Here is a 24,827-nt window from a genome sequence, read left to right on the forward strand (position 1 = left end):
TATACGTGTAAATTTGCCCAAACTTTTATTATAAATGGAGTTCGATATAAAAAAATACTACTTCTTATCCAAGCCAATATTAGATGTGCTTAATTTGGTCGAAAAAAAGCAACTTTTAGACACTTCGGAGAAAGTAAACTTTGAAAAGGGAGAAATATTATTCACAGATGGTACATATCCTAAAGGATTTTATCAGGTATTAAAAGGTAAAGTAAAGATATACCAAACTGATTTTAATGGAAATGTTCAGATTGTATATATATATACAAAAAATGAATCTTTTGGTTTTCGACCACTTCTTTGTTCAGAAAAGCATCCGGTTACCGCGCAGGCTTTAGAAAACTGCACATTACTTTATATACCTAAAAGTGAGTTTAATAAGCTTCTAAGTACATCAATTAATTTTTCAAACGAACTTTTAAAGAACATTAGTTATGAATATATGGTATGGGTAAATCGAATTTCCGCATTTGGTACAAAATCATTAATGTCTCGGCTAGCTTTGGCCCTGTTAATTTTGAATGAAAAATATAAGCCCGAGACAATATTAAATAAGCCGATTGAAATTACTATGTCAAGAGGTGATTTGGCCTCATACGTAGGGACATCTATAGAACCACTTGTAAGAGCATTAAAAAAGTTGAAAGTTCAGAAATATATTAAATCTGACAGGGCAAAAATATCAATTATAAATAGGGAAAAGCTAATTGAATTAGCTCAGTACATTTAAAGCAATAGCAATGAATGAAAATACTTTAGTTCAGGCCGTTAAAAATATTATCAAGTATCGTTTCAACCTAGATGACGATAGTGGGAATGAAGATGACGTAGTTTCTGCGATAAGGAAGGGTGTTGAATTTAGAGGTACGAACCTATGGACTTTAATCTTTGCTATAATTATTGCTTCAGTCGGTTTAAATGTAAATTCTACAGCAGTTATTATTGGCGCTATGTTAATATCACCGCTAATGGGACCAATAATGGGTATAGGTCTGGGTGCTGGAGTATTTGATTTTGAACTAATAAAATATGCAGCAAAAAATTTATTGATAGCAACAATTATTGGATTACTTTCCTCTGCCATCTATTTTTTTATAAGTCCTTTACACACCGCACAGTCTGAGCTGTTGGCAAGAACCTCGCCTACCATTTGGGATGTATTAATTGCATTTTTTGGTGGTTTAGCAGGTATTGTTGCAAACTCAAGAAAAAATATAAGTAATGTTATTCCGGGTGTTGCAATTGCTACAGCATTGATGCCACCGCTTTGCACTGCCGGATATGGTTTAAGCATGGGCAATTTAAGCTATTTCTCAGGAGCATTTTACCTGTATTTAATAAATTGTGTTTTTATAAGCCTCGCTACTTTTTTAATGATACGGTTTCTGAAATTTAAACCAATTCAATTTATTGACAAGGGATTTGAAATTAGAATAAAAAAAATTATTTGGACTATAGTAGTTTTCACTATGCTTCCAAGTATTTACTTGGCTTACAGGTTTGTATCTAATGAAATCTTTATACAAAGAGCAGAGAAATTTATTCATGATGAATTAAAGATGGCAAACGTTGTTGTTCTTGAAAAGAACATTAGTCCTGAAAATAAAAAAATAAAAATTTCGGTGCTTGGTGAAAAAGAATCCAATTCTTTGTATAAAATAATGATTTCGAAAAAAGATAAATACAAATTGGGAACGGCAGATATAATGATTAATCAATTGGGAGATAATAATTACAGGGAAAATTTATCAGAAATTAAATCAGGAGTTTTGGAGGAAATATATTTAAAACGGGAGGAGGAAATGGGTGAGAAAGAAAAGCAGATAAGTCAATTGGAAAATAAAATTAAGCAAGCCTCCAAATTAAACATAATGGATTCAATATTTTTTAAGGAATTTGAAGCAATCTATGGCAAACCACAAAGGCTTTCTGTTTATATAGCTCCTGTTTATTCAACCCCATCTTCACGCGATACAACTGTATGTGTTTATATACAAACTCTAAATGGCATTCCAAATATTAAAGTGAGTCAGCTCGAAGATTGGATTAGAGTGAAGACTTCTATTAGGGAGGTAAAGGTTTTTATTGAACCGAAATAATGTTTGCCGTAAACATTTATTCTGAGTAATTTATTGTAGTGGATTCTTTTTCTCTTGTTGCAAAAAGAAATAACAAATGATTTCATGAACTTGCCATTCGATAATTAAGAAAAAATATATTCGGAATCGAATTGGTATCCCATTGAAAGATTATCTCTCAATTAAGCACAAATCCACAAATTCTTAGTGGGTTCGATTTGACTAAAGTCAATGCAAATGTTTTTTTGTATCCCGACCTTTGTTATAAATCAATTGTAAAAATTATTTATAAACAGGAGGTATTTATGTCAGAAACAAAAGAAAAAAGTGAATTAAAAAAAATTAGACTTAGAAAGTTAAAGTTAACTGATTTGCCCGTAATTCAAGAGATACAGTTAAAATGCTTTCCAAGCATGAAACCTTGGAGTGAAATACAATTTACAAGCGTTTTAACAACTTTTCCGGAAGGGCAGTTAGCTATAGAATATAAAGGGAAACTCGTAGCTTCTTGTTGTAGTTTAATTATTAGTAGTGAAAATTTTTCAGAAAACTCAACTTAGAGTGAAATTACTGATAACGGCCGTTTTACCACGCATACATTAAAAGGCGACACGCTATATGGTGCAGAAATAATGGTTGATCCTGATTATAGAGATATGAAACTTTCTCGGAGACTTTATGAAGCAAGAAAAAAATTAGCAGTAAAATTTAATCTTAAAACAATTGCAGTAGGAGGTAGATTACCAAACTATTGCAAATATTCGGATAAGATGGATGCATACGACTATGTAAAAAGAGTGATTGATAAAAAGATTTTTGATCCAGTTCTTACGGCTCAACTGTCAAATGGATTTACATTAAAAAAAATTCTCCCGGATTATTTACCTAATGACAAGGAATCATGTGGATTTGCAACTTACTTGGAATGGACTAATTTTTTGTATGATGGAAAAAGTCCCTCTAAACGATTAGTATCCCCTTATGTTCGCACTTCTGTAGTTCAATATGAGATGCGAATGATAAAAGGCTTTACTGATTTTTCAAAAAGCTGTGAGTATTTTGTTGATATAGCATCTGATTACAGAAGTGATTTTGTTGTTTTCCCTGAAATGTTAACAATGCAGCTACTCACATTTTTACCCAAAAAAAGACCAGTTGATGCAATAAGAACTTTAGACCAATTTACACCGTCATATACCAAGATGTTTTCAAAATTGGCAGTCAAATATAATGTAAACATTATTGGAGGGTCTCATTTTGTTATAGAAAATGATGACCTATACAATGCATCCTACTTATTTAGAAGGGATGGGACAATAGGAAAACAATATAAAATTCATATAACGCCTCATGAAAAAAAATGGTGGGGAGTGCAAGCTGGAAGTAAAGTGGAAGTTTTTGACACAGATATGGGTAAGGTAGCTATACTAATTTGCTACGATGTTGAATTTCCTGAGTTAGCCAGAATTGCTGCTTCCAAAGGAGCTAAAATAATTTTTGTTCCTTTTAATACTGATGATAGAAGAGGATACTTAAGAGTTCGTTATTGTTCACAAGCACGAGCTATTGAAAATCAGCTTTATACAGTTATTTCAGGTTGCGTAGGCAATTTGCCGGGTGTTGAAAATCTTGACATACATTTTGCTGAATCGGCAATATTTACTCCATCGGATGCAGAGTTTTCGCGTGAAGCCATTGCAACACAAGCCTCGCCAAATACAGAGACAATGATATTTCAGGATTTAGATATGAATCTATTAAAACGCAATCGGGAACATGGAAGCGTTCAAACTTGGAATGACCGCAGAACAGATTTATATAGAATTGTTTATAACGAGAATGATACCAAAAATGAGATATAACAATTGTTTAACCTTTAAACAAAAGAAACTATGAAGATGAATCAAATTAAAAAAATATTAATGCCAACTGATTTTTCCAAAACGGCTCAAAATGCTATGAAATATGCTATTGAATTAGCATGGACACACAAGGCTAAATTAACATTAATGCATGTGGTTCCATATATTCCTAACTTGGGACATGATATAGCTGGTTATTATCTGCTTGCTCAAAAGGAAGATTTAAAAAGAGCACAAATCAAAATGAAAGAGTTGCAAGATGAAATACTAAGTAAATTCTTGTTAAAAGTAAAAACTATAGTAAAAAATGATTACGTGCAAGGTGCAATAGTGGATTATGCTAAATCATCCAATACAGACTTAATCATAATGGGGACTCACGGAGTTACAGGTATAAAGGAGTTTTTTATAGGCAGTAATTCGTATGGTGTAGTTAACCAATCGCACTGCCCTGTAATTACAATTCATCCTAAAGGAGGTAAAAAGAATGATGCGCCTGCCATATTAATAAAAGCCTCTAATGCAAGAAAAGATAAAGGACATCCTGCTGATAGAAAAACATCACTAAAGCTGTTGAATGAAACACGTAATCAGACTTTTAAAACTATTGTCTTGCCCGTTCGTATTGCTAAACATTCAAGAGAGAAAGTCCTTTATATAGTTCAAATAGCTAAAAAGTACGACTCATTTGTTCATATAGCCGCTTATGTAAGTAGAATTGATAATACAGGAGAATTAAGGAAGGTAAATGCCTATGCAAAGCAAGTAGAAAAGTATTTAAAATCAAATAATATAAAGTGCAGAATAACTATTATTTGCGGTGCGAATTATATACAGCAAATATTAAAATTCGCTGAAAAAAGAAAAGCGGATTTAATAACTATAATGGCGCAGAGGGACTATGGTTTGAGTCAGTATATTTCAGGCCCCTATGCACAACAATTGGTAAATCATTCCAAAATACCAGTATTAAGTGTGCCAGTTAAATACAACCCCAAACTTATCAAGTATTACAACCCTGTAACAGCATCTTATTAATTAACTTAAAAAATAATATGAAAACAATTATAGAATCAACAAATTTTAAGCCTAGCTTTACTAATGTCTCAGTGGAAGAAAAATCTGAAAAAATGTTTCTTGGGGAAATACAGTAAAACAATTAGTAAGTCATGTATTATACCTGTTTTAACCATTCCGAAAAAAATTACCCGCCAAGACGATATATTTAAATGAATTAGATGCGCTGATATAGTTTTAACGTAATAAAAAGATGAAAACGATATTTGAATTTGAAGTATTAAAATTAGGAGAATATAGTCTCACCTTTTCACGGATTGTTTATATAATAGGGCTTCTCCTATTTCTGTGGGTTATATTAAAAGTGATTAAGAAAGTACTGGCAAAGTATACAAAATTTGACGAGGGGCAGAAATTTACAGCATATACGATTGTAAAATATTTTTTATACGTATTTGCTATATCTGCTGTGCTTAAGTTTCTGGGAATAGATATTTCTGTATTAGTAGCTGGTTCAGCTGCCCTATTTGTCGGGATAGGATTAGGATTACAAAGTTTATTTTATGATTTTATTTCCGGAATAATACTGCTCGTGGATGGCACTATTAAAGTAGGTAATGTATTACAAATCGGAGATAAACGGGTAGAGGTATTATCTATTCGCTTTAGAACTTCCGTTGTTAAAACAAGAGAGGAAAAGGAAGTTATATTACCGAACTCCTTTTTAACCAAGAATGAAATAATTAATTGGTCCAATCAAAAAAACATCAATCGGCACTACGTTGAGTTACAGGTTTTAGAAAAAGATGTTGAAAGAGCTATGGATTTAATTTTAACTACAATAAAGGTACACCCTAAAGTAATTGCAACTCCTGAGCCATACGTAAGGATTGAGAGATTTACAGAATACGCAGTTGAGTTAAGACTTTTATTTTGGTCAGAAGAAGTATTGGCGGTGGGTAGAATGTTGGGTGATATTCGCCTGCTAATATTAAAAGAATTGCGTAAAAATAGTATTGTAATGCCAGCGCCACATCAAGTAGTTTCTATAAATAAATTGTAACTAATTATGATAATCGTATTTCTTTTAATTATTGCAATAGTTGTTTTGTTTTCAATTGATAAATTTCCAGCCGACTCTATTGTATTGGTTTCATTAATAATCCTTGTAGCAACTGGTATTTTAACTCCCAGTGAAGCATTCAAGGGATTCGGTAACGATTTTATTATAATGCTTTCCTCTATTTTTATCATAAGTGCTTCGTTACAACACAATGGGGTAATGGAATATTTGAGCAGTAAGCTAACCAGTGTTGGTATAAAAAATTATGGCTTAACAATACTATTAATAATGATACCTGTTGGTTTGCTATCCGCTTTTATGAATAATACAACAGTTGCAGCAGTGATGATACTTCCTATACTTGGCATGGCTGAAAAAATGGGCAAATTACCGTCCAAATTTTTAATGCCAATGGCATTCGCTTCCTTGTTAGGTGGTACTTGTACACTCATTGGCACTTCCACAAATATTGCAGGAAACAATTTTTTAATTTCTAATGGAATAGAACCCATTGGGATGTTTGAATTACTGCCAATCGGAATTACGCTTTTACTATTTTGCACACTCTTTTTTGTTTTTTTTGGGAATAAAATACTTCCGAATGGCATTAGAAGTGATAATTCCCCAAAAGTGGAAATCAACAGATTGTTTTACTCACATTTTAATGTAGGGAATTCTAAATATTTTATAGGCAAAGCTATTGGTGAACTAAAAGAAAAAGACATTTCTTTTTTAAAAATTGTTCAATCTGGTGTAGAAAAAATTGCGGATGGCAATATTGTTATTTCTGAAAATGATGAGCTATATATAGAGGCAACCAGTGAATCATTAAAATTATTTTACAGCAAATATTCAATTCTTCAATCTACGCATTCTGTAAAAAATAATAAAATAGGAGTGGCTGAATTAATGGTACTGCCAAGTTCGTTTATTACCAACTCTACTATTATTGAATCAGAATTTTGCATAAAAACAGGATTGAGTCCAATCGGCTTATTTAGAAAGAGTCATACATTTTCAAAAAACGTTAATGAAGCAACAATTAAAACAGGAGACATCATAGTAGTTGAAGGATTAGAAAGTGATATTTCTAAGATAAAACACAGAAATGACTTTATCATTTTAACAAACACTGGTAATTCCAATTTGCCTAATTTAAAACGAGGATTTATTGCGTTGGCAATATTTTTATTAGCAATAATAACAGGTACAATAGGGATTCTACCAATTAGCATATCATTTTTGACAGCAGTTTTATTGATTTTATCATTTAATGTCTTGCCCAGTAGTGCAGTATATTCAAAGGTAGATTGGCGATTAATCATTTTGATTGGAGGAATGACTGCTTTTGGAACAGCAATAAAAAAAACCGGTGCAGATATTTATTTAGCAAATTTAGTTACCGATATATTTAAAAATGCTAACCACTCCACAATACTTTTTAGTTTAATGGTATTAACGGTTTTATTAACGCAACCCATGAGCAATGCTGCTGCCGCTCTTGTTGTTTTACCAATAGCAATTCAAACAGCAGTAAACATAAACGCCAACCCGCGATATTTTGCAATTGCGGTTATTTTGTCTGCTTCAATTTCAATGGTTACACCGTTTGAGCCAGCATCACTACTTGTGCTTGGGCCGGGTAAGTACAAAATATCTGACTTCTTGAAAATTGGAGGAGTGCTTACCCTATTTTGCTTGGTTATAATTTTATTAATGATTAACACATTTTATATCGCATAAAATTGTTATATTAAATTTCAAATTTTATGCGATTAATTTTTATTCATTGATCTTTTAAGTTATTTGCAAATAACTTAAAAGTGTTATGATTAGGTTAATAGTATATATCAATAAGGCTAATCAAGTTGCCAATGTGTAATTTTTGTTTTTCGAATTAATTACAAAATCCCCTTTCGTTGATCCAGTTCCTATGCCAGATAAAAACGAAAATGAAATAGGAATAGTATCAACATTCCAGCGAAAACCTTTGCTTTCAATATTTACGTTTTTAATGAAGTAATTTATGGGAGTTACAATTTCACGATAATGAAATTCGCCATTATGTATTTTTATATTAAGAATGCTAAAGTGTAGTGGTTCTTTTTTTGACTTTGAATTTTCTTTCGAAGAGAATTTTGCAATCAAATCATTAAAATTGAAATATTCTTTATTTTGAAAAATATGTCCTTTAGGATAATCTAATGTTAGGGAGCTAAATTCATATGTTTGAGAAAGCAGTTTATTCATCTTCAAATTCGCGTTTAACCTTTTTGCAGAAAAGAAAATACTGTCGCTTTGGAGCGCGTATATTTTTAGATTACTGAAATGAATATATCCGGAGAATGGATTTACATAAACCCAATCCATTTTTATTTCTCGCCCAAAATATTTTACATCATATTTTTCAATTAAAAATTTTGTAAGTGGAGATATAAATAGTATTACCACAACTATAAAAATTGTACATGAGATAATGAAAACTTTAAGTACATTTTTTACTTTGCTCATTTAACGTTCATCGTACTTGTAGGTGACAAAGTAGAATTTATTATTTATGAAGTATCCCGCAAGAATTAATTATCTAATACGCTATGTTACGTTCCAAACTATACTGAAATTATTTTAGTAACAATCAAAACTACATAGATACAAGTAAGGTGTACTTATAGGATTATTTAAATAATTTACATTATTCACACATTTGTTTTTTTTACTGTAGTGATTAGGGTTTCTTTATAGAATGCGGTTAGCGGAGTCGAGTAGATAGAATTATACTGAAAGAATGTGCAAATCGAAGAATGTATTAGTATTGTTTTTGCAATTTTATACGGTCTCTAAGTTTGGTAATGGGTAATTCAAAATACTTGTAAAGTAAGATGGAAAGCAAAATTAAAACACTCCAGTAAAGTGAATAATTTATTGCCATGGTAATGTTGTTATTGGTTGTAAGGTAATTCCATGGAATTTTGTTTAATATCCAATGCTGCAGGATTGAAAGGTTTAAGAGGTACATGGAGTATGAAATCAAACTTAAATAGGTAATGGGTTTGTAAAGAACACTTTTATTCGTTTTAAGATCACTTAAGTAGGGCAGTATAAGCAGTGTGGCAATTGCAATTAAGCTAAAGCTAAATACGGTAGAGTACAATCCATTAATTGATGTGATGTTTGGAAGAAGGTATCTGCTCAAAACAAAAAGAAAGATACCCAATAGCAGTAATTTGTGTTTATGTTTTAGCCATAAGGGTAAATGGTAATATTGAATATAGGCTCCAATTACACCAAACATAAGACTATCGAGCCGAGTAATTACTTGTTTTCTAAATAGTAAATCCCAGTCTTTTATTCCGTCTATTACACCGGTTGAATATCTGTAATAACGAACTGTTGTAGTAAGTATAATAACGAGTATAATGGTTGTTAATACACCTTTCTTGTGGGTAACTTTGAATACAATTGAAAAAGTGCCGATGCAAATGGGTAATAGCAAATAAAACCATTCTTCTACACTCAAGCTCCAAGCCTCCGGAAAAAAATTAGAAGGATGTGGCTCAAAAAAATTTTGAGAAAAAATGAAATACTTGAATGTGCTTTTAATTGAAAAGTTGGGAGTAAAGAAAAAATTTAGAAGACATAATACTACTAAAATTAGAAAGTAGTTGGGGAGTGTTCTAAACCATCTTCTTGTCCAAAAATTAAAAAGTGCACGTTTGTTAAATTCTTTTTGTTCGAGTTGTTTTATCAACAATCCGCCCACAAGAAAACCGCTTAAGACAAAAAAAATAGATACACCATCAAATATAAAGTAAGAATTTAGGCGTTGCCATTTTTCAGAGAGTAAATGCCCCCCGTGGCCTAGTACTACAAAAAAAATAGCGAGTGCTCTTAATATGTCTAGCCCCAATACTCTGTTCGTATCAATTTCAATTCTGAAAATATTTTTCATCTTTTGTGTGCTAACAAAAACAGCGAGGGTATAATGTTTTATTTAGTGCAGATTTTTATTTTAATAAGAGCAAACGGTTCTGGGAAAGCAAACTTTTCCTACTTTAATTCATTGGCTCAATCCCATATTATAAGCACTACATACGAGTAAATTGTTGTAATTGCTATGCTTTATTTTGAGAATTGTCTCCTGTATATTCTTCCACCTTTTTATTTTTCTTCTTTTCCATCGACTCCTTAATGTCCTCCAGTTCTCCTGTAGGAATAGCACCAATTAATTTTTTAGTGTATTCTGTTTGTGGATTTGCGTAGATGGTATCGGCATCTCCCATTTCCTCTATTTTCCCTTTGTTCATTACAACCATTCTGTCCGACATGAATTTAACCACCGATAAGTCGTGTGAAATGAAGATATAGGTAAATTGAAACTCTTTTTTTAATTCATTCAGCAAGTTTAGTACTTGTGCTTGAATAGATACATCCAGTGCAGAAACAGACTCGTCACAAATAATAAACTGAGGATTGAGCGACAATGCTCTCGCAATACAAATACGTTGACGTTGTCCTCCTGAAAATTCGTGTGGATATCGGTAGAAGTGGGCTTCCTGCATATTTACTCTTTTAAGCAATTGCATTACCTTTTCTTTTCGCTCGCTGTCGTTATTCAGCACCTTATGAACTTTCATAGGTTCCATAATGGCTTCGCCTATTGTAATTCGCGGGTTTAAAGAAGAATATGGGTCTTGGAAAATAATTTGCATGTTTTGGCGCAACTTGCGCATTTCAGCCGTGGTAAGGTTGGTTATGTCTTGACCTTTGAAAATTATTTGTCCTTCGGTAGGCTCAATTAAACGTAAAATAGTTCTTCCTAGGGTAGTTTTTCCACATCCGGATTCTCCCACCAAACCTAGCGTTTCACCGGGATATACATCAAAGCTTACATCGTCAACTGCGCGTACATAATCTTTTACATTGCCAAATAATCCACTACTAATAGGGAAGTAGGTTTTTATGTTTTTGATTTGCAGCAGCGGCTCTTGTGCATATAGTTTTTTATGAGCTTCGGTGCGCTCTTCAGTTGTTACGGTATGCTTTTTAATTACTTCCTCAATAGAAAAATTAGTTTGTGTAAGACCTCCTTGTTCATCGGTTTTCATAAAATCCGGAACGGTGGGTAGCCAATGCAAACGTCTTCCTAGTTTAGGTCTGCAGGCTAAAAGACCTTTGGTATAAGGGTGTTGAGGGTTCGAGAAAATATCCCACACACTTCCTTGCTCAACAATTTTACCTTTGTACATTACTACTACTTTGTCAGCAAGCTCTGCAATTACGCCTAAATCGTGGGTAATAAACATGATGCCCATATCGTGTTGCAATTGTAGTTTTTGCATTAACTCTAATATGGTTGCTTGAACCGTAACATCCAACGCTGTTGTGGGCTCATCTGCTATTAATAGAGATGGGTTGCACGACATGGCCATGGCTATCATTACACGTTGCTTTTGCCCGCCTGAAATTTGATGTGGATAGGTATCGAAAATAGCCTCTGGTCTAGGTAATTGTACTTCTTTGAATAAATCTATTGTGCGTTGTTTTGCTTCTTTTTTTGAAACCTTTTGGTGTAATATAATAGCTTCCATTACTTGATCTCCGCAAGTATATACAGGATTAAGCGATGTCATTGGCTCCTGGAAAATCATTGCAATTTCATTGCCTCGCAGGCTGCGCATTTCTTTTTCCGATAGTTTGGTTAAATCAACAGTGCCTTTTGTTTTGGAATGAAATATAATTTCTCCTGAGGCAATTCTTCCCGGAGGATTTGGAATTAATCGCATCGTAGAAAGCGAGGTAACTGATTTTCCGGAACCAGATTCGCCAACAATACCAATAGTTTCGCCTTTATTTAGAGTAAAGCTAATGTCGTTTACAGCTTTTACAATTTCATCTTCTGTTTTAAATTCTGTTACCAGATTTCTAACTTCTAATAATGGTTGGCTCATAGTAAATTGGTATTATCCTTTAACCTCTGCTCAGGGTAACATTTAGATTTGTCATGCCAAGCAGAGTCAAAGCATGATGATATTTAAAAATACAACTTAGAATCAAGTTCTGCAATTTTAAAACTCAGCACTCTTTGGAAAACGAGGGAATGGAATTACATCACGAATATTGGTCATTCCGGTAACAAATAGCATTAATCGTTCGAATCCAAGACCAAATCCACTGTGAGGACATGAGCCAAATTTTCTGGTTTCTAAATACCACCATAATGTTTCTTCGTGAATACCCATTTCTTTTACACGTGTATGTAATTTTGTGTAATCGTCTTCTCGCTGCGAGCCACCAATAATCTCGCCAATGTATGGGAATAAAATGTCCATTGCACGAACCGTTTTCCCGTCAGCATCTTGCTTCATGTAAAAAGCTTTGATGTCTTTAGGGTAATTGGTAACTATAACAGGAGCTTTAAAATGATCTACTAAATAGTTTTCGTGTTCCTTTTGCAAGTCGCTTCCCCACTCGGCTTTAAATTCGAATTTTTTTCCGGAAGAAGTCAATGTTTCAATGGCCTGCGTATAGGTAATACGTTTAAACGGATTGGTTACTACAAAATTTAATCGTTCTAGCAATTGCTTATCATACATGGTGTTTAAGAAGGTAAGGTCTTCTAAACAATTGTCTAATGCGTATTTAACCAGGTACTTCAACATTTCCTCCGCAAGGTTCATGTTGTCTTCTAAATCATTAAAAGCTACTTCCGGCTCAATCATCCAAAATTCAGCCAAATGGCGTGGAGTGTTTGAGTTTTCTGCTCTAAAGGTTGGGCCAAATGTATATATTTTTCCGAGTGCTAAAGCTCCTAATTCTCCTTCTAATTGTCCGGAAACAGTAAGGTTTGTTACCTTTCCAAAAAAATCTTCGGTATAGTTTACAGATCCATCTTCGTTTTTTGGAAGATTATTCAAATCAAGTGTAGTAACTCGAAACATCTCGCCTGCACCCTCTGCATCAGATCCGGTTATGATTGGAGTGTGTAAATTAAAAAAGCCTTTGTCGTTAAAAAATTTGTGAATAGCATAGGACATGTTGTGTCGAATGCGAAGCACAGCGCCAAAGGTATTGGTGCGTGGTCTTAAATGTGCAATTTCTCTTAGGAATTCCAATGTGTGTCCCTTTTTTTGCAAAGGAAAGCTTTCGTCTGCACCGCCCAATAACTCAATAGATTTAGCTTGTATTTCCACTGTTTGACCTTGTCCTTGCGATTTAACCAGCGTTCCCGAAGCACTTACGCAAGCCCCTGTATTTATAGGTTTTAAAACATCTTCCGAAATAGCAGTAAAATCAACTACAAGTTGCAGATTGTTAATAGTTGAGCCATCATTCAATGCTATAAAAGCAACGTTTTTATTCCCACGTTTGGTACGAACCCACCCTTTTATAGATACTTCTGTATTGTAATCTGTAGATTGTAATAACTGCTTGATTGTTTGCTTTTCCATAATGAATGAATGTTTATGCAAAAAAACAAAAAATAAGTTGATTTGAGAAAAGCAATCTAGCGTTCTATATTCCCGATTTTTTCTTAGTTTTATAGTGCTATGCAAACTCAAATTTTAAAATCTAAAATTCACCGTGTAAAAATTACACAGGCTGAATTACATTATATTGGCAGTATAACAGTTGACGAGGATTTAATGGATGCCGCCAATTTAATTGAACACGAAAAGGTTCAAGTAGTAAATCTTAATAATGGCGAGCGCCTAGAAACCTATGTTATAAAGGGGAAAAGAGGTTCTGGTATTATTTGTCTCAATGGTCCTGCTGCACGAAAAGGAGAAGTTGGCGACATTGTTATAATTATTTCATACGCCTCTATGGATTTTGAGGAGGCTAAAAAGTTTACGCCAACCCAAATATTCCCCAATAGCGAAACCAACAAGCTGAACTAAGTTGAATACTAAAATTTCATCCGTAGTAAAAGTCCTTTTTTTTATTTCCTTAAGTGTGCTCTTGGTATGGTTAGTGGTAAAGGATATAACGGCTGAAGAAAAAAAATCAATATACATAGCCTTTGAAAAGGCAGACTATACATGGATTGGAGCCTCCATTATAATTGGTATTTTGAGCCATGTTGTTAGGGCTGTACGTTGGAAGATGTTATTGCAACCACTTGGTTATAATCCCAAAGGGAGCAATATGTTTTTTTCTGTAATGGTTGGTTATCTAGCAAATTTAGCATTGCCAAGGCTCGGAGAAGCTTCTCGGTGCGGTGTTTTAACGAAGTACGAAAAAATTCCATTTAACGAATCGTTTGGAACAGTCGTGGCTGAGAGAGCAGTTGATGTAATTTGTTTAGTTGTTATAACGGCAATTACTTTGTTATTGAAAGCGCAAATATTGTATTCGTTTGCCTCCGAAAAGTTGATTAATCCAGCTTTGCAAAAAATAGATAGGTTTACTTCTAATCCTATTGCATTAGTTGTTTTTCTTTTAATTACAGTCGCATTGATTTTTGTTGTGTATAAATTTTTATTCGCAAAGAAAAGTACAGATGCCTCAAAAGCTACGTTGGTAGATAAGTTTAGAGGAATGATAAAAGGATTTATGCAAGGGTTGGTAGCAATTAAAAAAATAAAGCATCCGGTGCTTTTTGGCTTTTATTCAATTTTGATTTGGGGTTTGTATTATGGAGCACTTCATATTTGTTTCTTGTCTTTCGAAGAAACAAAACACTTGGGTATACTGGAGGCATTGTGTGTATTGATATTCGGAAGTCTTGGAATTATGTTTGTTCCGGGTGGTGCCGGTGCGTATCAGAAATTGGTAATCGAAACATTGGCAATATTTTCTGTCCCGTTTGTTATTGCCTTTGCCTTTGCTTGGATTGCATGGGCAGCACAAGTAGCACTTGTGTTGGTTATTGGAGCTTTTTCGTTAATAGCGCTCCCGCTTTTTAATAAGGGAAAATAAATTATTTTTTTGATAGTTTTTTTGCAGGTTTTTTAATAACTAGCATTAGTACATTCAGCGAAAGGCGAACCAATAAGAACGAAATCCAATTTTTTATTTTTTTAAAATATGTAAATTCTACTTCTGTGTTTTTAATTTCAACACACTCGTTTTTTATAATTTCTTGCAATTGATTTTTTACACTTAGTATTTCCTCTTGATTGTGCAGTACTATGTTGTATTCCAAACTCCCATAATCACTTAGCCAGTTTATATTGTAGGAGCCAATGGTAACAGAGGTTGTGTCCGCAATAGCTACTTTTCCATGTACCATACCGTTTTTCCATTTGTAAATAGAAAAATTATTTTTAATCATCCATGCGTAAAAGTATTCTGTTGCATATTCAACAATTGCCACATCTGATTTGGAAGGAACAATAAAGCAAATTTTAACACCACGTTTAGCAGCCTTTTTTAGTAAGCGTTTTAAGCGAATTCCCGGTAAAAAATAGCTGGCAACTAGAATAAGCTCCTGCTTTGATTCCCTGATTAATTGTCTGTAATATCTAGATATTTCTAGCTTCCCTTTTAGCCAATCGTTTTCTAGTAAAGAAATAGATATCGAGCCTTTTTCTATCGATGTGTTTTTGGTATAGTTGTCGGTAAATAATTTTTTTTGTTCAGCAAGTTTCCATTTTTTAATACAATCATTTCTAATGGCAATAGAAACCTCGCCTCTTGTATAAGCCGCAAAATCTAGCCAAGCGGTGCTTTGGGAGGTTCCTTTGTAGTTGTTAGAAATGTTAATTCCTCCAACCAGTGCATGGATTCCGTCTACCACCACAATTTTTTGATGCATGCGCCTGCCTAGCTGAATTCTTTTTTTTGAAAAAATGCGCGAATAAAGTTTTATGATTACACCTGCAGATTCTAACTTGTTTCTAATTTCTCCGGAAAACCCGGAAGAGCCATATGCATCCAAAACAATATAAATTTTAACTCCTCGTTTGATGGCATCTAATAGGGGTGGTATTAAAAAATTGCCGGTTTCATCGTCTTCCCAAATGTAAAACTGTAAGTGTATTTCGTTTTTAGCATTGGTAATTAGTTCGTGCAAAAAATAGAAAAACTCATCCCCGCTTCGTAAAAAGCGAAAATGAGTTGTTGAGTAAATGTTTTTTTTAGTAATGTTTGTGGATTTAGTTAACATCCATCAAACATTAAAATTATCCAAAAATTACAATTGCAAGCAGGCACATAATGGCAAATATAACATATACCACAGCAAATGTCCCTGCTCCGTCATCGCTTGTTGTTGTTTTTAAGAATCCCATAAATAAAACGTTTGATTTTCGTAAATTTAACAATTATACTAAATATAACCAACCCAAAAAATATGCAAAAAATTAGAGTTGCCATAAACGGATTCGGACGAATTGGTAGAATAACCTTTCGAGAGTTATTTGCCAATCCACTTGTAGATGTTGTAGCTATTAATGATTTAACAGACGCTAAGACATTGGCGCATCTGCTAAAGTACGATTCTATACATGGCTCTTATAAAAAAGATACTATCACTTTTGAAGAAAAGGAGCTGATTGTGGATAACAAAAGAATAAAGATTATTTCACAAAAAGACCCTTCGGTGCTGCCTTGGAACGAGTTGAAAATTGATGTATTGGTAGAATGTACCGGTTTATTTTTAGATAGGATTGGTGCGCAAAAACATATTGATGCAGGAGCTAGAAAGGTTGTGTTATCAGCCCCTCCAACAGATAATACCATAAAGGCAATCGTAATTGGAGTAAATGATGCTATTTTAGAGAAAGGCGACACTATTATATCAAATGCCTCCTGCACCACAAATTGTGCAGCGCCTATGATTAAAGTGTTAGATGAGCATTGGGGTATTGAAGACGGATATATAACTACTGTTCACTCCTATACCGGAGATCAGCGTTTGCACGACTCACCACATAAAGACTTGCGAAGAGCCCGAGCAGCAGCATTGTCTATTGTGCCTACTTCTACCGGAGCTGCTAAAGCAATTACTAAAATTTTTCCTCATTTAGAAGGAAAATTAGGAGGGTGTGGTGTTCGCGTTCCCGTTCCGGATGGATCGTTAACCGACATTACTTGCGTCCTTAAAAAAACACCTACTGTTAAAGAGATAAATGAGGCATTTAAATTAGCCGCTGCAGGTAATTTGAAAGGAGTATTGGAATATACCGAAGATCCAATTGTATCAATCGACATTGTTAATAATCCTAATTCGTGTATTTATGATGCTGAGTTTACCTCAATTGTAGGTAATATGGTAAAAGTAATGGGTTGGTACGATAATGAATCGGGATATTCGGCTCGATTAGCGGAACTCGTTTGTAAGGTAAACGAACTTTAAGTCTTTGTTGCTCAGCAAACTACTTATTATATCTGTGAAATAGGTTGACTTTTGATGCATTTGAGGTTATATTTGCATAAATTTTCTTAACCACACAGTATGAAACTTACCCAGAGAGCAATACTGCCGTTGTTGGCAGTATATTTAATTATTGGTTTTGTAACCTTAACCAAAACTACGTATTCTCAATTAGTAGATCCATTTAAAATTTATTACCAAACCAATCAACGAGGTGGTATAAAGTACGTTGCAAATTCGGCTACCACTTGCGATGGCGGTTGCGCAGCTCAAAATGAGGTTCCTCCTGCCGGAACCGGTAAAAACAACGATTTTAACAACAACTTTATTGATATAGATGGAGACCCGTCTACATTTATGTCTTCTTCGGATAGCTTGTATCTACCGGCATGTAGCGAAATTTCCTGGGCTGGATTATTTTGGGGGGGAGAAACATTTTCCGGATCGCCCTATTATGCAACCAGAGGAGATGTTAAAATTAAGATTAACAACGGTTCTTATATTAATCTAACCGCAGATAGTTTACTAGATAACGTATTGACTTTTACTAGCTACCATTGCTTTAAAGACATAACATCTCTTATGCAGCCTGTAGGTGGTAATGCACGTATTACCGTTGCTGATGTTACTGCGCGTGGTGGTGTAGGTAACCGATTTGGAGGCTGGAACTTGGTGGTTGTATACAAAAACAATACAAAGCCATTGCGCAATCTTACTGTATTTGGTGGTTTATCTCATGTAATGAGCACCAATCCAACAACTGATATAAATTTGAACGGGATTTTTACACCTCCTTCCGGAGCTGTAAATTTTGAAATTGGGCATATGTCTTTTGATGGCGATAGAGATTATACTCAAGATTCTCTTTTGTTTAAGGGAACAAGCAGTACCAGCTTTAAAGCTGTTTCGGATGCATCTCATAATGCAGGAAATATTTTTAATAGCTGTTTAAGTTATAATGGAGTTCTTAGTCCTTACACGATACCTAATTATAGCAATACGCTTGGGTTTGATGCTTCTATATTCTTACCAAATAATGCATCAAAACAATACATTTCAAACAATGATACATCTGCAACGCTGCGTTTAAGAACAGTGGTAGAGGGTTATCTAACTCAAATGGTTTCTATGGCTGTAGATATTTACGAGCCTGATTTGCATTCTGTAGTGCGCATTAAAGATGCAAATGGTGGAAATCTAAATCCCGGAGATACATTAATTTATACCGTAGTAACCTACAATAACGGGAACGATGTTTCTGTTAACTCATACGTGCGTGATAGCGTGGCACAAAATCAAACATTTGTTCCGGGGTCTATTAATATTACTTATGGTCCAAACAGTGGCCCTAAAACAGATGTTTCATCAGACGATCAGGCTGAATACATTACTTCTAGTAGAGTTGTGCGTGTTCGTATTGGAACAGGTGCAAATGCTACAAGTGGCGGAGATGTGTTAAACTCTTCAGGTGGAACAGATAGTACGGTATTTGTATATAAAACAGTAGTTACAACTAATTGTGTTGCACTTTTGTGTAACAACACAATAACCAATAGGGCATGGGCTTATGGCATTGGGCAGATATCAGGTAATTTCCAAAAACATGGTAGTACATCAGGATTAAAAAATTCTAGTAATTGTCCTGTTTCAAATGTAACCACGCTTACTATTCAGAATTCATGCACAAAACCTGCAAATATCTCAAATATTAAAACTTGCCCTGGAACACTTTTTGCTACACAGTTTCCAACATTAGTAGGTTATACTTTTTACTCGAACGCTGCACTTACTAACACAATTGCTGCAATTCCATCGGTAGGTACTTATTACGCATATTACAAAGCCTATACAGGCTGTTCAGATACTGTTACAATTGGAATTACATCAGTAGCGTGTGATATAGATGGCGATGGGGAAGATGACATTATAGATTTAGATGACGATAACGATGGTGTTCCTGATGTTGTTGAGATTTGTGGTGTTGGAGCAACTAGCTTTAGTTGTATTGGTGGTGCCGATCCGCATGGAGATGCAGATAATGATGGAGTTCCTAATTATCAAGACCCTGGATTTTGTACGTTGAATGCCAAAGGTGTGTGTGCAACAATGGATACTGACGGAGATGGTATAATCAATAGTTCTGATATAGACAGTGATAATGATGGAATGACAGATGTTGTGGAGAATGGAGGTTCAGATCCTGATAACAACGGACAAATTGGTTCGGGCACAGGTACCGGTATTCCGGATTCTGATAACGATGGATTGGCTGATTTGGTTGACCCTACAACAGGAGGAACTCCATTAACATATCCAAATAGTGATTCAGATAATGTGCCGAATTATTTAGATTTAGATGCCGATAACGATGGTATTGCTGATAATATTGAAGCACAATCAACAACTGGATACATTCTGCCAACTGCTACCGATGCAGATAAAGATGGTCTTTTAGATGTGTATGATAATTTTAGCGGATTTGGTGGCTCGGGTGTAACACCTGTTAATACAGATGCTACAGATCTTCCGGATTATTTAGATTTAGATAGCGACAACGATAACTATCCTGATTTAACAGAAGGAAACGACTTTAATGGCGACAACGTTCCGGATGTGCTGCCTTCCGGTAATGATGCTGATAACGATGGTATAGACGATTCGTACGATAATGTAGTTGCAAGCTCTAACCCACTAGGAAATGTTTCTAATAACGATGGACCTCCAACATCTTCTAAGTTCCCGAATGTTGATGGAGGTAGTGCAGAGTTAGATTGGAGAGATGTTTTTGATACAGATGGAGATGGAAATCCGAATAATACCGATTTAGATGATGATAACGATGGAATTCCGGATACAGCAGAAAATCCTATCACAGGAACTAATACTCCTAACAAGGACACTGATAAAGACGGAACTCCTGATTTAATTGATTTAGACAGCGATAACGATGGTATCACTGATGTCGTTGAGGCTGGGGGAACAGATCCAGATAATAATGGACAAATTGGTTCAGGAACAGGCACAGGTATTCCTGATTCTAATGACGATGGTTTAGCAGATTTAGTTGACCCTACAACCGGAGGAACACCACTAACACTTACCAATAGCGATTCAGATCCAATTCCTAATTATTTAGATATAGATGCGGATAACGATGGTATTGTTGATAATATAGAAGCACAAACAACTACAGGCTATGTAGCGCCATCTACAAATGATACAGACTATGACGGAATTTTAAATTCGTATGATAATTATGTTGGTTTTGGTGGTTCTGGTTTAACACCTACCAATACAGATGGAATGGACAAGCCTGATTATTTAGACTTAGACACGGATGGAGATTATTTTTCAGATATTATCGAAGGAAATGATTTTGATGGAGATGGAGCTCCGGACGATCTTGCTACCGGTAATGATGCTGATAATGATGGTTTGGACGATGCGTATGATAACATAGACGGAACAATAGCTGCAAATGCTATCCCTAATGTTGCAAACAATGATGGTCCTCCAACATCTTCTACATTCCCACTTGTAAATAGCGCTACAACCGAATTAGATTGGAGAGATAAAAACAATAAAATAATTGTTCCTGAGGGATTCTCTCCAAACGGTGATGGTATAAATGATTATTTCCAATTAAAAGGCATAGAATCATTCCCAAGAAATGAGGTAACCATCTTTAATCGTTGGGGTAATATTGTATTCGAAGGCAAGCAATATGACAACAACAAAGTGAAGTGGGATGGCACAAACAACAATAGCTTTGGAACAGGCGATGGATTTGTACCTGAGGGCACATACTTCTATGTTATATTTTATAGAGTAACTGAAGATAGCGAGTTGATGAAGCTAAGTGGATACGTATATGTAAATAGAGACGGAGCTAAATAAAATTTTGAATGTTGAATTGTGATTGATAAATAAAAATTGATAACCATGAAAAAGCAAATAATAATAGCAGGTTTAGTTGTACTTACAGCTCTTACTGCAAAAGCGCAACAGCAAGCACATTACACCCAATATATGTACAATACTATTTCTGTTAACCCTGCTTATGCAGGAAGCAGAGGAGCATTGTCACTAGGTTTGCTGCACCGCAGCCAATGGGTTGGATTAGCAGGAGCTCCAACATCGCAAACATTTTTTGCCCACACACCTTTAAAAATAATGAACATGGGTTTGGGCTTGTCTGTGGTAAATGATAAAATTGGTCCTGTTAATGAAACAAATGTTAATGTAGATTATTCATACAGCGTTCGTTTCAACGAAAACAACACGTTAGCTTTCGGAGCAAAAGGAAGTTTAAATTTATTCCAACCACAGTTGGCTGGAGTAAAAACAATTGCAGGAAACGATCCCTCTTTTGTAAACAGCAATGTAGAGCGAAGCATAAAACCCAATATCGGATTTGGAGCCTATTACTACACAAAGCATTGGTATTTGGGATTGAGCAGTCCTCATATGTTGCAAACAAAAGTTAAAACTTCTACTATTTCTGCACAACAAACAGCTTTAGAAAGAAGACACTACTTTGCAATTGCAGGTGCTGTAGTGCGCATAACCGATGTAATAAAACTAAAACCTACTACCTTGGTTAAGATAGTAAAAAATGCGCCAGTGTCTATTGATGGAAGTTTAGAAGCCTTGTTTTACGATCAATTAGGTGTAGGATTAATGCACCGTTGGAAAGATTCTTTTGGCGCATTGTTAAACTATAATATTACTAAGCAGTTTTGGGTTGGTTGTGCATACGACTTTACAATTACACGATTGAATAAAGTAAACAATGGAACTTTCGAGTTAATGCTTCGTTACGATTTTGTTTACAACCGTTACAAATACAAATCTCCAAGATACTTCTAGTAGAAAGAACTTAACCACTTTATGAAAACAATAAAACCCTATTTAGTAATAGTATTACTTAGTTTACTGTGCGCTTTTGCTAATGCTCAATCAGCAAAAGAAAAAAGAGCCGATAAATATTATGAATCTTTTGCATACGTTGAAGCGGCTCGCTTATATGAAAAATTAATAAAGAATAATGTTACAAGTGAGCAAAGTGTAAGACGTTTAGCGGATTGCTATTTTAAAATAAAAGACTCTAAGAATGCTGAGATTTGGTACAAAAAAATGTATGACGAAAATAAATTGACTAATGAGGAGTTGTACAACTATGCACAGTGTTTAAAAGCAAATGAAAAATATACCGGTGCTGATGCGGTATTGCAAAAATTTTATTCGCTAAATAATAAAGATACCAGAGCAATTTCTTTTTCTAACAACAGAGATATTGTAGCAACATTAAAAAATCAAGATCCTTATTTTGAAATAAAGAATGTAGATGGCAACTCTGCATTTGATGATTTTGGTGCTGTTTTTTATAACGACAAAGTGTTTTTCTCTTCCAACAGAAGTCCGAATCCAACCGTAAAAAATACCTATGTTTGGAATGAGCGTCCTTTCCTTGATTTATACATGTCTTCAAAAGACGATAAGCTTAATTTAGTTGATCCGGTTAAAGTAAAAGGAAAAATTAATTCTAAATTTCACGAAGGTCCGGTGTGTTTTACCAACGATGGTCAAACCATGTATTTCACCAGAAATAATTATTATAAAAAGAAATCAAAAAAATCGACCGAAGGTGTAAATAATTTGCAGTTGTATAGAGCCAAGATGGTAGATGGAAATTGGAAAGAAGAGAAATTGGCAATAAATAGCAACGAATACAGTGTTGGGCATGCCACCTTAAGCAATAATGAAAAGGTTATTTATTTCATTTCGGATATGCCGGGTGGACAAGGCGGGACAGACATTTATAAAGCAGAGCTGAAAGAAGATGGGACAATCGGTACTCCTGAAAATTTAGGTAACGGGATAAATACAGAGGGTAACGAAATGTTTCCGTACATGGACGAAGATGGAAACTTGTATTTTTCTTCCAATGGTCATGCCGGATTAGGACAAATGGATATCTTCATGGCTCCGTTTAATAGAAAAGGTGGATTCAGAAAGCTTATCAATCTTGGTATTCCAATCAATTCAGGGGCTGATGATTTTGCTTTTGTGTTATCTAGAAGCGAAGACAACGGATACGTTTCTTCCAACAGAGATGGCGGAAAAGGGAATGACGATATATATTCAATTCTTCCGTTACGTCCGATACAACCAGCTTGTATTCTTAAAGGTGTGGCATACGATAACGCTACAAAAAAGCCGTTGGCAAATACAAAAGTTCAATTAAAAGATAAAGCAGGTGTGAATCTTGGAGAAGTTGTTACCAAAGAAAATGGCGATTATACTTTTGATATTGAACCTAAGAAAGAATATGAATTGGAAGGTTCTAAAGCAGATTATTTAACTCAAAAGAATCCTTTTAATACCAATACTTTAAAAGACGGAGAGGAAATTAAAAAAGACTTGTACTTAGATTATGCAATAGCATTAGTAGGAACAGTAAAAGATTTAAAAACCGGTGCGCCACTTAAAGATGTGGAAGTAACTGTACACGATAAAAACTCCGGATTAATTATTTTAAACGATACAACGGATGAAAATGGCCAAGTAAGAAAATCAATTCCAACTGCGAAGGTTGGAGATGCCTACAGCTACAAAGTAGATATGGTAAAAAAAGATTATTTACCTAAAACATCCGTGCTTGAAAATAAATTTGTTGGTGGCGATAATAAATTTATCGAGTTGCTTGGAAAGCCTGAAGTTGGTCTCGATTTAGGAAAAATGATAGATATTAAACCAATTTATTTCGACTTAAATAAATCTAACATTCGTCCGGATGCTGCATTAGAATTAGATAAGATTGTTGCGGCCATGAAAGAATATCCGGGAATGGTTATTGAGTTAGGATCTCACACAGATTGTCGCGCTACTAAGCAATACAATATGTCGCTATCCGACAGACGTGCTAAATCTTCTGCTGCATACATTGTATCAAAGGGTATTGAGCAAAGTCGAATTTACGGAAAAGGATATGGCGAAAGTAAATTGATAAATGGTTGTGCTTGTGAGGGTGCTGTTAAATCTACATGCTCTGAAGAAGAGCATCAATTGAACAGACGTACAGAGTTTATTATTGTTAAAATGAAGTAATTGTAGATTAACTATTCAACTTTTTAACCCATAATTAATTGTTTTTCAGTTGTTTAAAAGGTTGATAATTTAATTTTTTCAATTTGCTTTATAAATATATATTTGCAGTCTAAATTATATAAACTAAAATAATGAAAACAGCAGAAATCTCAACAAAAGTTACATCTATCATAGTAGACAAATTAGGTGTTGATGCAAAAGAAGTTACTCCACAAGCAAGCTTTACTAACGATTTAGGAGCAGATTCTTTAGATACTGTTGAGCTAATCATGGAATTTGAAAAAGAATTCAACATTGCGATACCAGACGATCAAGCTGAGAAAATCAGTACAGTAGGTGAAGCAATTAGCTACATTGAAGCAAATATCAAGTAATTTTTC

At 34.5% G+C, this 24,827-nt stretch carries 17 protein-coding genes and 1 pseudogene; 13 read left to right on the forward strand and 5 right to left on the reverse strand.

Going from position 1 to position 24,827, the window contains the following annotated elements; genetic code table 11:
* Positions 1-34 precede the first annotated feature (34 nt).
* From J0M08_04750 to J0M08_04775, 6 genes and pseudogenes are all read left to right on the forward strand, one after another.
* Positions 35-730, forward strand: a complete 696-nt coding sequence (locus J0M08_04750) for a Crp/Fnr family transcriptional regulator (GenBank protein MBN8702349.1) — start codon at positions 35-37, stop codon at positions 728-730.
* 10 nt (positions 731-740) lie between these two features.
* Positions 741-2,099: a DUF389 domain-containing protein gene (locus J0M08_04755; GenBank protein ID MBN8702350.1), complete on the forward strand. Its 1,359-nt coding sequence runs from the start codon at positions 741-743 to the stop codon at positions 2,097-2,099.
* Between the two features lie 284 nt (positions 2,100-2,383).
* A pseudogene (locus J0M08_04760) lies at positions 2,384-3,940 on the forward strand (carbon-nitrogen hydrolase family protein).
* A 36-nt stretch (positions 3,941-3,976) separates the two neighbouring features.
* Entirely contained in the window at positions 3,977-4,978 is a 1,002-nt protein-coding gene (locus J0M08_04765) for a universal stress protein (protein MBN8702351.1), read from the forward strand.
* Positions 4,979-5,210: 232 nt separating this feature from the next.
* Positions 5,211-6,020: a mechanosensitive ion channel gene (locus J0M08_04770; GenBank protein ID MBN8702352.1), complete on the forward strand. Its 810-nt coding sequence runs from the start codon at positions 5,211-5,213 to the stop codon at positions 6,018-6,020.
* Between the two features lie 6 nt (positions 6,021-6,026).
* The gene (locus tag J0M08_04775) at positions 6,027-7,763 is read left to right on the forward strand and encodes an SLC13/DASS family transporter (GenBank protein MBN8702353.1); all 1,737 of its coding nucleotides are present in this window, start codon (positions 6,027-6,029) and stop codon (positions 7,761-7,763) included.
* Positions 7,764-7,883: 120 nt separating this feature from the next.
* Here the strand turns inward: J0M08_04775 and J0M08_04780 are convergent, their stop codons facing one another.
* From J0M08_04780 to asnS, 4 genes are all read right to left on the reverse strand, one after another.
* Entirely contained in the window at positions 7,884-8,531 is a 648-nt protein-coding gene (locus J0M08_04780; protein MBN8702354.1) for a hypothetical protein, read from the reverse strand.
* Between the two features lie 295 nt (positions 8,532-8,826).
* The gene (locus tag J0M08_04785; protein ID MBN8702355.1) at positions 8,827-9,969 is read right to left on the reverse strand and encodes an acyltransferase; all 1,143 of its coding nucleotides are present in this window, start codon (positions 9,967-9,969) and stop codon (positions 8,827-8,829) included.
* Between the two features lie 163 nt (positions 9,970-10,132).
* Positions 10,133-11,968 carry an ABC transporter ATP-binding protein gene (locus tag J0M08_04790; GenBank protein ID MBN8702356.1) on the reverse strand — a complete coding sequence of 612 codons (1,836 nt, stop codon included), beginning with the start codon at positions 11,966-11,968 and terminating at the stop codon, positions 10,133-10,135.
* A gap of 117 nt (positions 11,969-12,085) precedes the next feature.
* Positions 12,086-13,468, reverse strand: coding sequence for an asparagine--tRNA ligase (gene asnS, locus J0M08_04795; protein MBN8702357.1), 1,383 nt, complete (start codon positions 13,466-13,468; stop codon positions 12,086-12,088).
* A 99-nt stretch (positions 13,469-13,567) separates the two neighbouring features.
* On the opposite strand from asnS, the gene J0M08_04800 reads away from it, so the two are divergent.
* Together J0M08_04800 and J0M08_04805 are read left to right on the forward strand one after the other, a co-directional pair.
* On the forward strand, positions 13,568-13,918 hold the full coding sequence (locus J0M08_04800) for an aspartate 1-decarboxylase (protein ID MBN8702358.1): 351 nt from the start codon (positions 13,568-13,570) through the stop codon (positions 13,916-13,918).
* A 1-nt stretch (position 13,919) separates the two neighbouring features.
* A complete protein-coding gene (locus J0M08_04805) occupies positions 13,920-14,939 on the forward strand; it encodes a flippase-like domain-containing protein (GenBank protein ID MBN8702359.1) in 1,020 nt (339 codons plus the stop codon).
* 1 nt (position 14,940) lies between these two features.
* On the opposite strand, the gene J0M08_04810 is transcribed toward J0M08_04805, so the two are convergent.
* Positions 14,941-16,128 carry a hypothetical protein gene (locus J0M08_04810; GenBank protein MBN8702360.1) on the reverse strand — a complete coding sequence of 396 codons (1,188 nt, stop codon included), beginning with the start codon at positions 16,126-16,128 and terminating at the stop codon, positions 14,941-14,943.
* Between the two features lie 186 nt (positions 16,129-16,314).
* On the opposite strand from J0M08_04810, the gene gap reads away from it, so the two are divergent.
* The 5 genes from gap to J0M08_04835 all read left to right on the forward strand — a co-directional run bounded on the left by gap (position 16,315) and on the right by J0M08_04835 (position 24,821).
* The gene (gene gap / locus J0M08_04815; protein MBN8702361.1) at positions 16,315-17,319 is read left to right on the forward strand and encodes a type I glyceraldehyde-3-phosphate dehydrogenase; all 1,005 of its coding nucleotides are present in this window, start codon (positions 16,315-16,317) and stop codon (positions 17,317-17,319) included.
* Between the two features lie 99 nt (positions 17,320-17,418).
* Complete coding sequence (locus J0M08_04820; GenBank protein MBN8702362.1) at positions 17,419-21,234, forward strand: gliding motility-associated C-terminal domain-containing protein; 3,816 nt, start codon at positions 17,419-17,421, stop codon at positions 21,232-21,234.
* Positions 21,235-21,279: 45 nt separating this feature from the next.
* Positions 21,280-22,206, forward strand: coding sequence for a type IX secretion system membrane protein PorP/SprF (locus tag J0M08_04825; protein ID MBN8702363.1), 927 nt, complete (start codon positions 21,280-21,282; stop codon positions 22,204-22,206).
* Between the two features lie 21 nt (positions 22,207-22,227).
* Positions 22,228-24,447 carry an OmpA family protein gene (locus tag J0M08_04830; protein MBN8702364.1) on the forward strand — a complete coding sequence of 740 codons (2,220 nt, stop codon included), beginning with the start codon at positions 22,228-22,230 and terminating at the stop codon, positions 24,445-24,447.
* A 131-nt stretch (positions 24,448-24,578) separates the two neighbouring features.
* On the forward strand, positions 24,579-24,821 hold the full coding sequence (locus J0M08_04835) for an acyl carrier protein (GenBank protein ID MBN8702365.1): 243 nt from the start codon (positions 24,579-24,581) through the stop codon (positions 24,819-24,821).
* The last annotated feature ends 6 nt before the right edge of the window (positions 24,822-24,827 follow it).

This window comes from Bacteroidota bacterium (genome assembly GCA_017303975.1).
GTDB lineage: Bacteria > Bacteroidota > Bacteroidia > JAFLBG01 > JAFLBG01 > JAFLBG01.

Coding starts and splice junctions, on each gene's coding strand:
- J0M08_04750 (MBN8702349.1), top strand. CDS start 35: ATGGAGTTCGATATAAAAAAATACTACTTCTTATCCAAGCCAATATTA.
- J0M08_04755 (MBN8702350.1), top strand. CDS start 741: ATGAATGAAAATACTTTAGTTCAGGCCGTTAAAAATATTATCAAGTAT.
- J0M08_04765 (MBN8702351.1), top strand. CDS start 3,977: ATGAATCAAATTAAAAAAATATTAATGCCAACTGATTTTTCCAAAACG.
- J0M08_04770 (MBN8702352.1), top strand. CDS start 5,211: ATGAAAACGATATTTGAATTTGAAGTATTAAAATTAGGAGAATATAGT.
- J0M08_04775 (MBN8702353.1), top strand. CDS start 6,027: ATGATAATCGTATTTCTTTTAATTATTGCAATAGTTGTTTTGTTTTCA.
- J0M08_04780 (MBN8702354.1), bottom strand. CDS start 8,531: ATGAGCAAAGTAAAAAATGTACTTAAAGTTTTCATTATCTCATGTACA.
- J0M08_04785 (MBN8702355.1), bottom strand. CDS start 9,969: ATGAAAAATATTTTCAGAATTGAAATTGATACGAACAGAGTATTGGGG.
- J0M08_04790 (MBN8702356.1), bottom strand. CDS start 11,968: ATGAGCCAACCATTATTAGAAGTTAGAAATCTGGTAACAGAATTTAAA.
- asnS (MBN8702357.1), bottom strand. CDS start 13,468: ATGGAAAAGCAAACAATCAAGCAGTTATTACAATCTACAGATTACAAT.
- J0M08_04800 (MBN8702358.1), top strand. CDS start 13,568: ATGCAAACTCAAATTTTAAAATCTAAAATTCACCGTGTAAAAATTACA.
- J0M08_04810 (MBN8702360.1), bottom strand. CDS start 16,128: ATGTTAACTAAATCCACAAACATTACTAAAAAAAACATTTACTCAACA.
- gap (MBN8702361.1), top strand. CDS start 16,315: ATGCAAAAAATTAGAGTTGCCATAAACGGATTCGGACGAATTGGTAGA.
- J0M08_04820 (MBN8702362.1), top strand. CDS start 17,419: ATGAAACTTACCCAGAGAGCAATACTGCCGTTGTTGGCAGTATATTTA.
- J0M08_04825 (MBN8702363.1), top strand. CDS start 21,280: ATGAAAAAGCAAATAATAATAGCAGGTTTAGTTGTACTTACAGCTCTT.
- J0M08_04830 (MBN8702364.1), top strand. CDS start 22,228: ATGAAAACAATAAAACCCTATTTAGTAATAGTATTACTTAGTTTACTG.
- J0M08_04835 (MBN8702365.1), top strand. CDS start 24,579: ATGAAAACAGCAGAAATCTCAACAAAAGTTACATCTATCATAGTAGAC.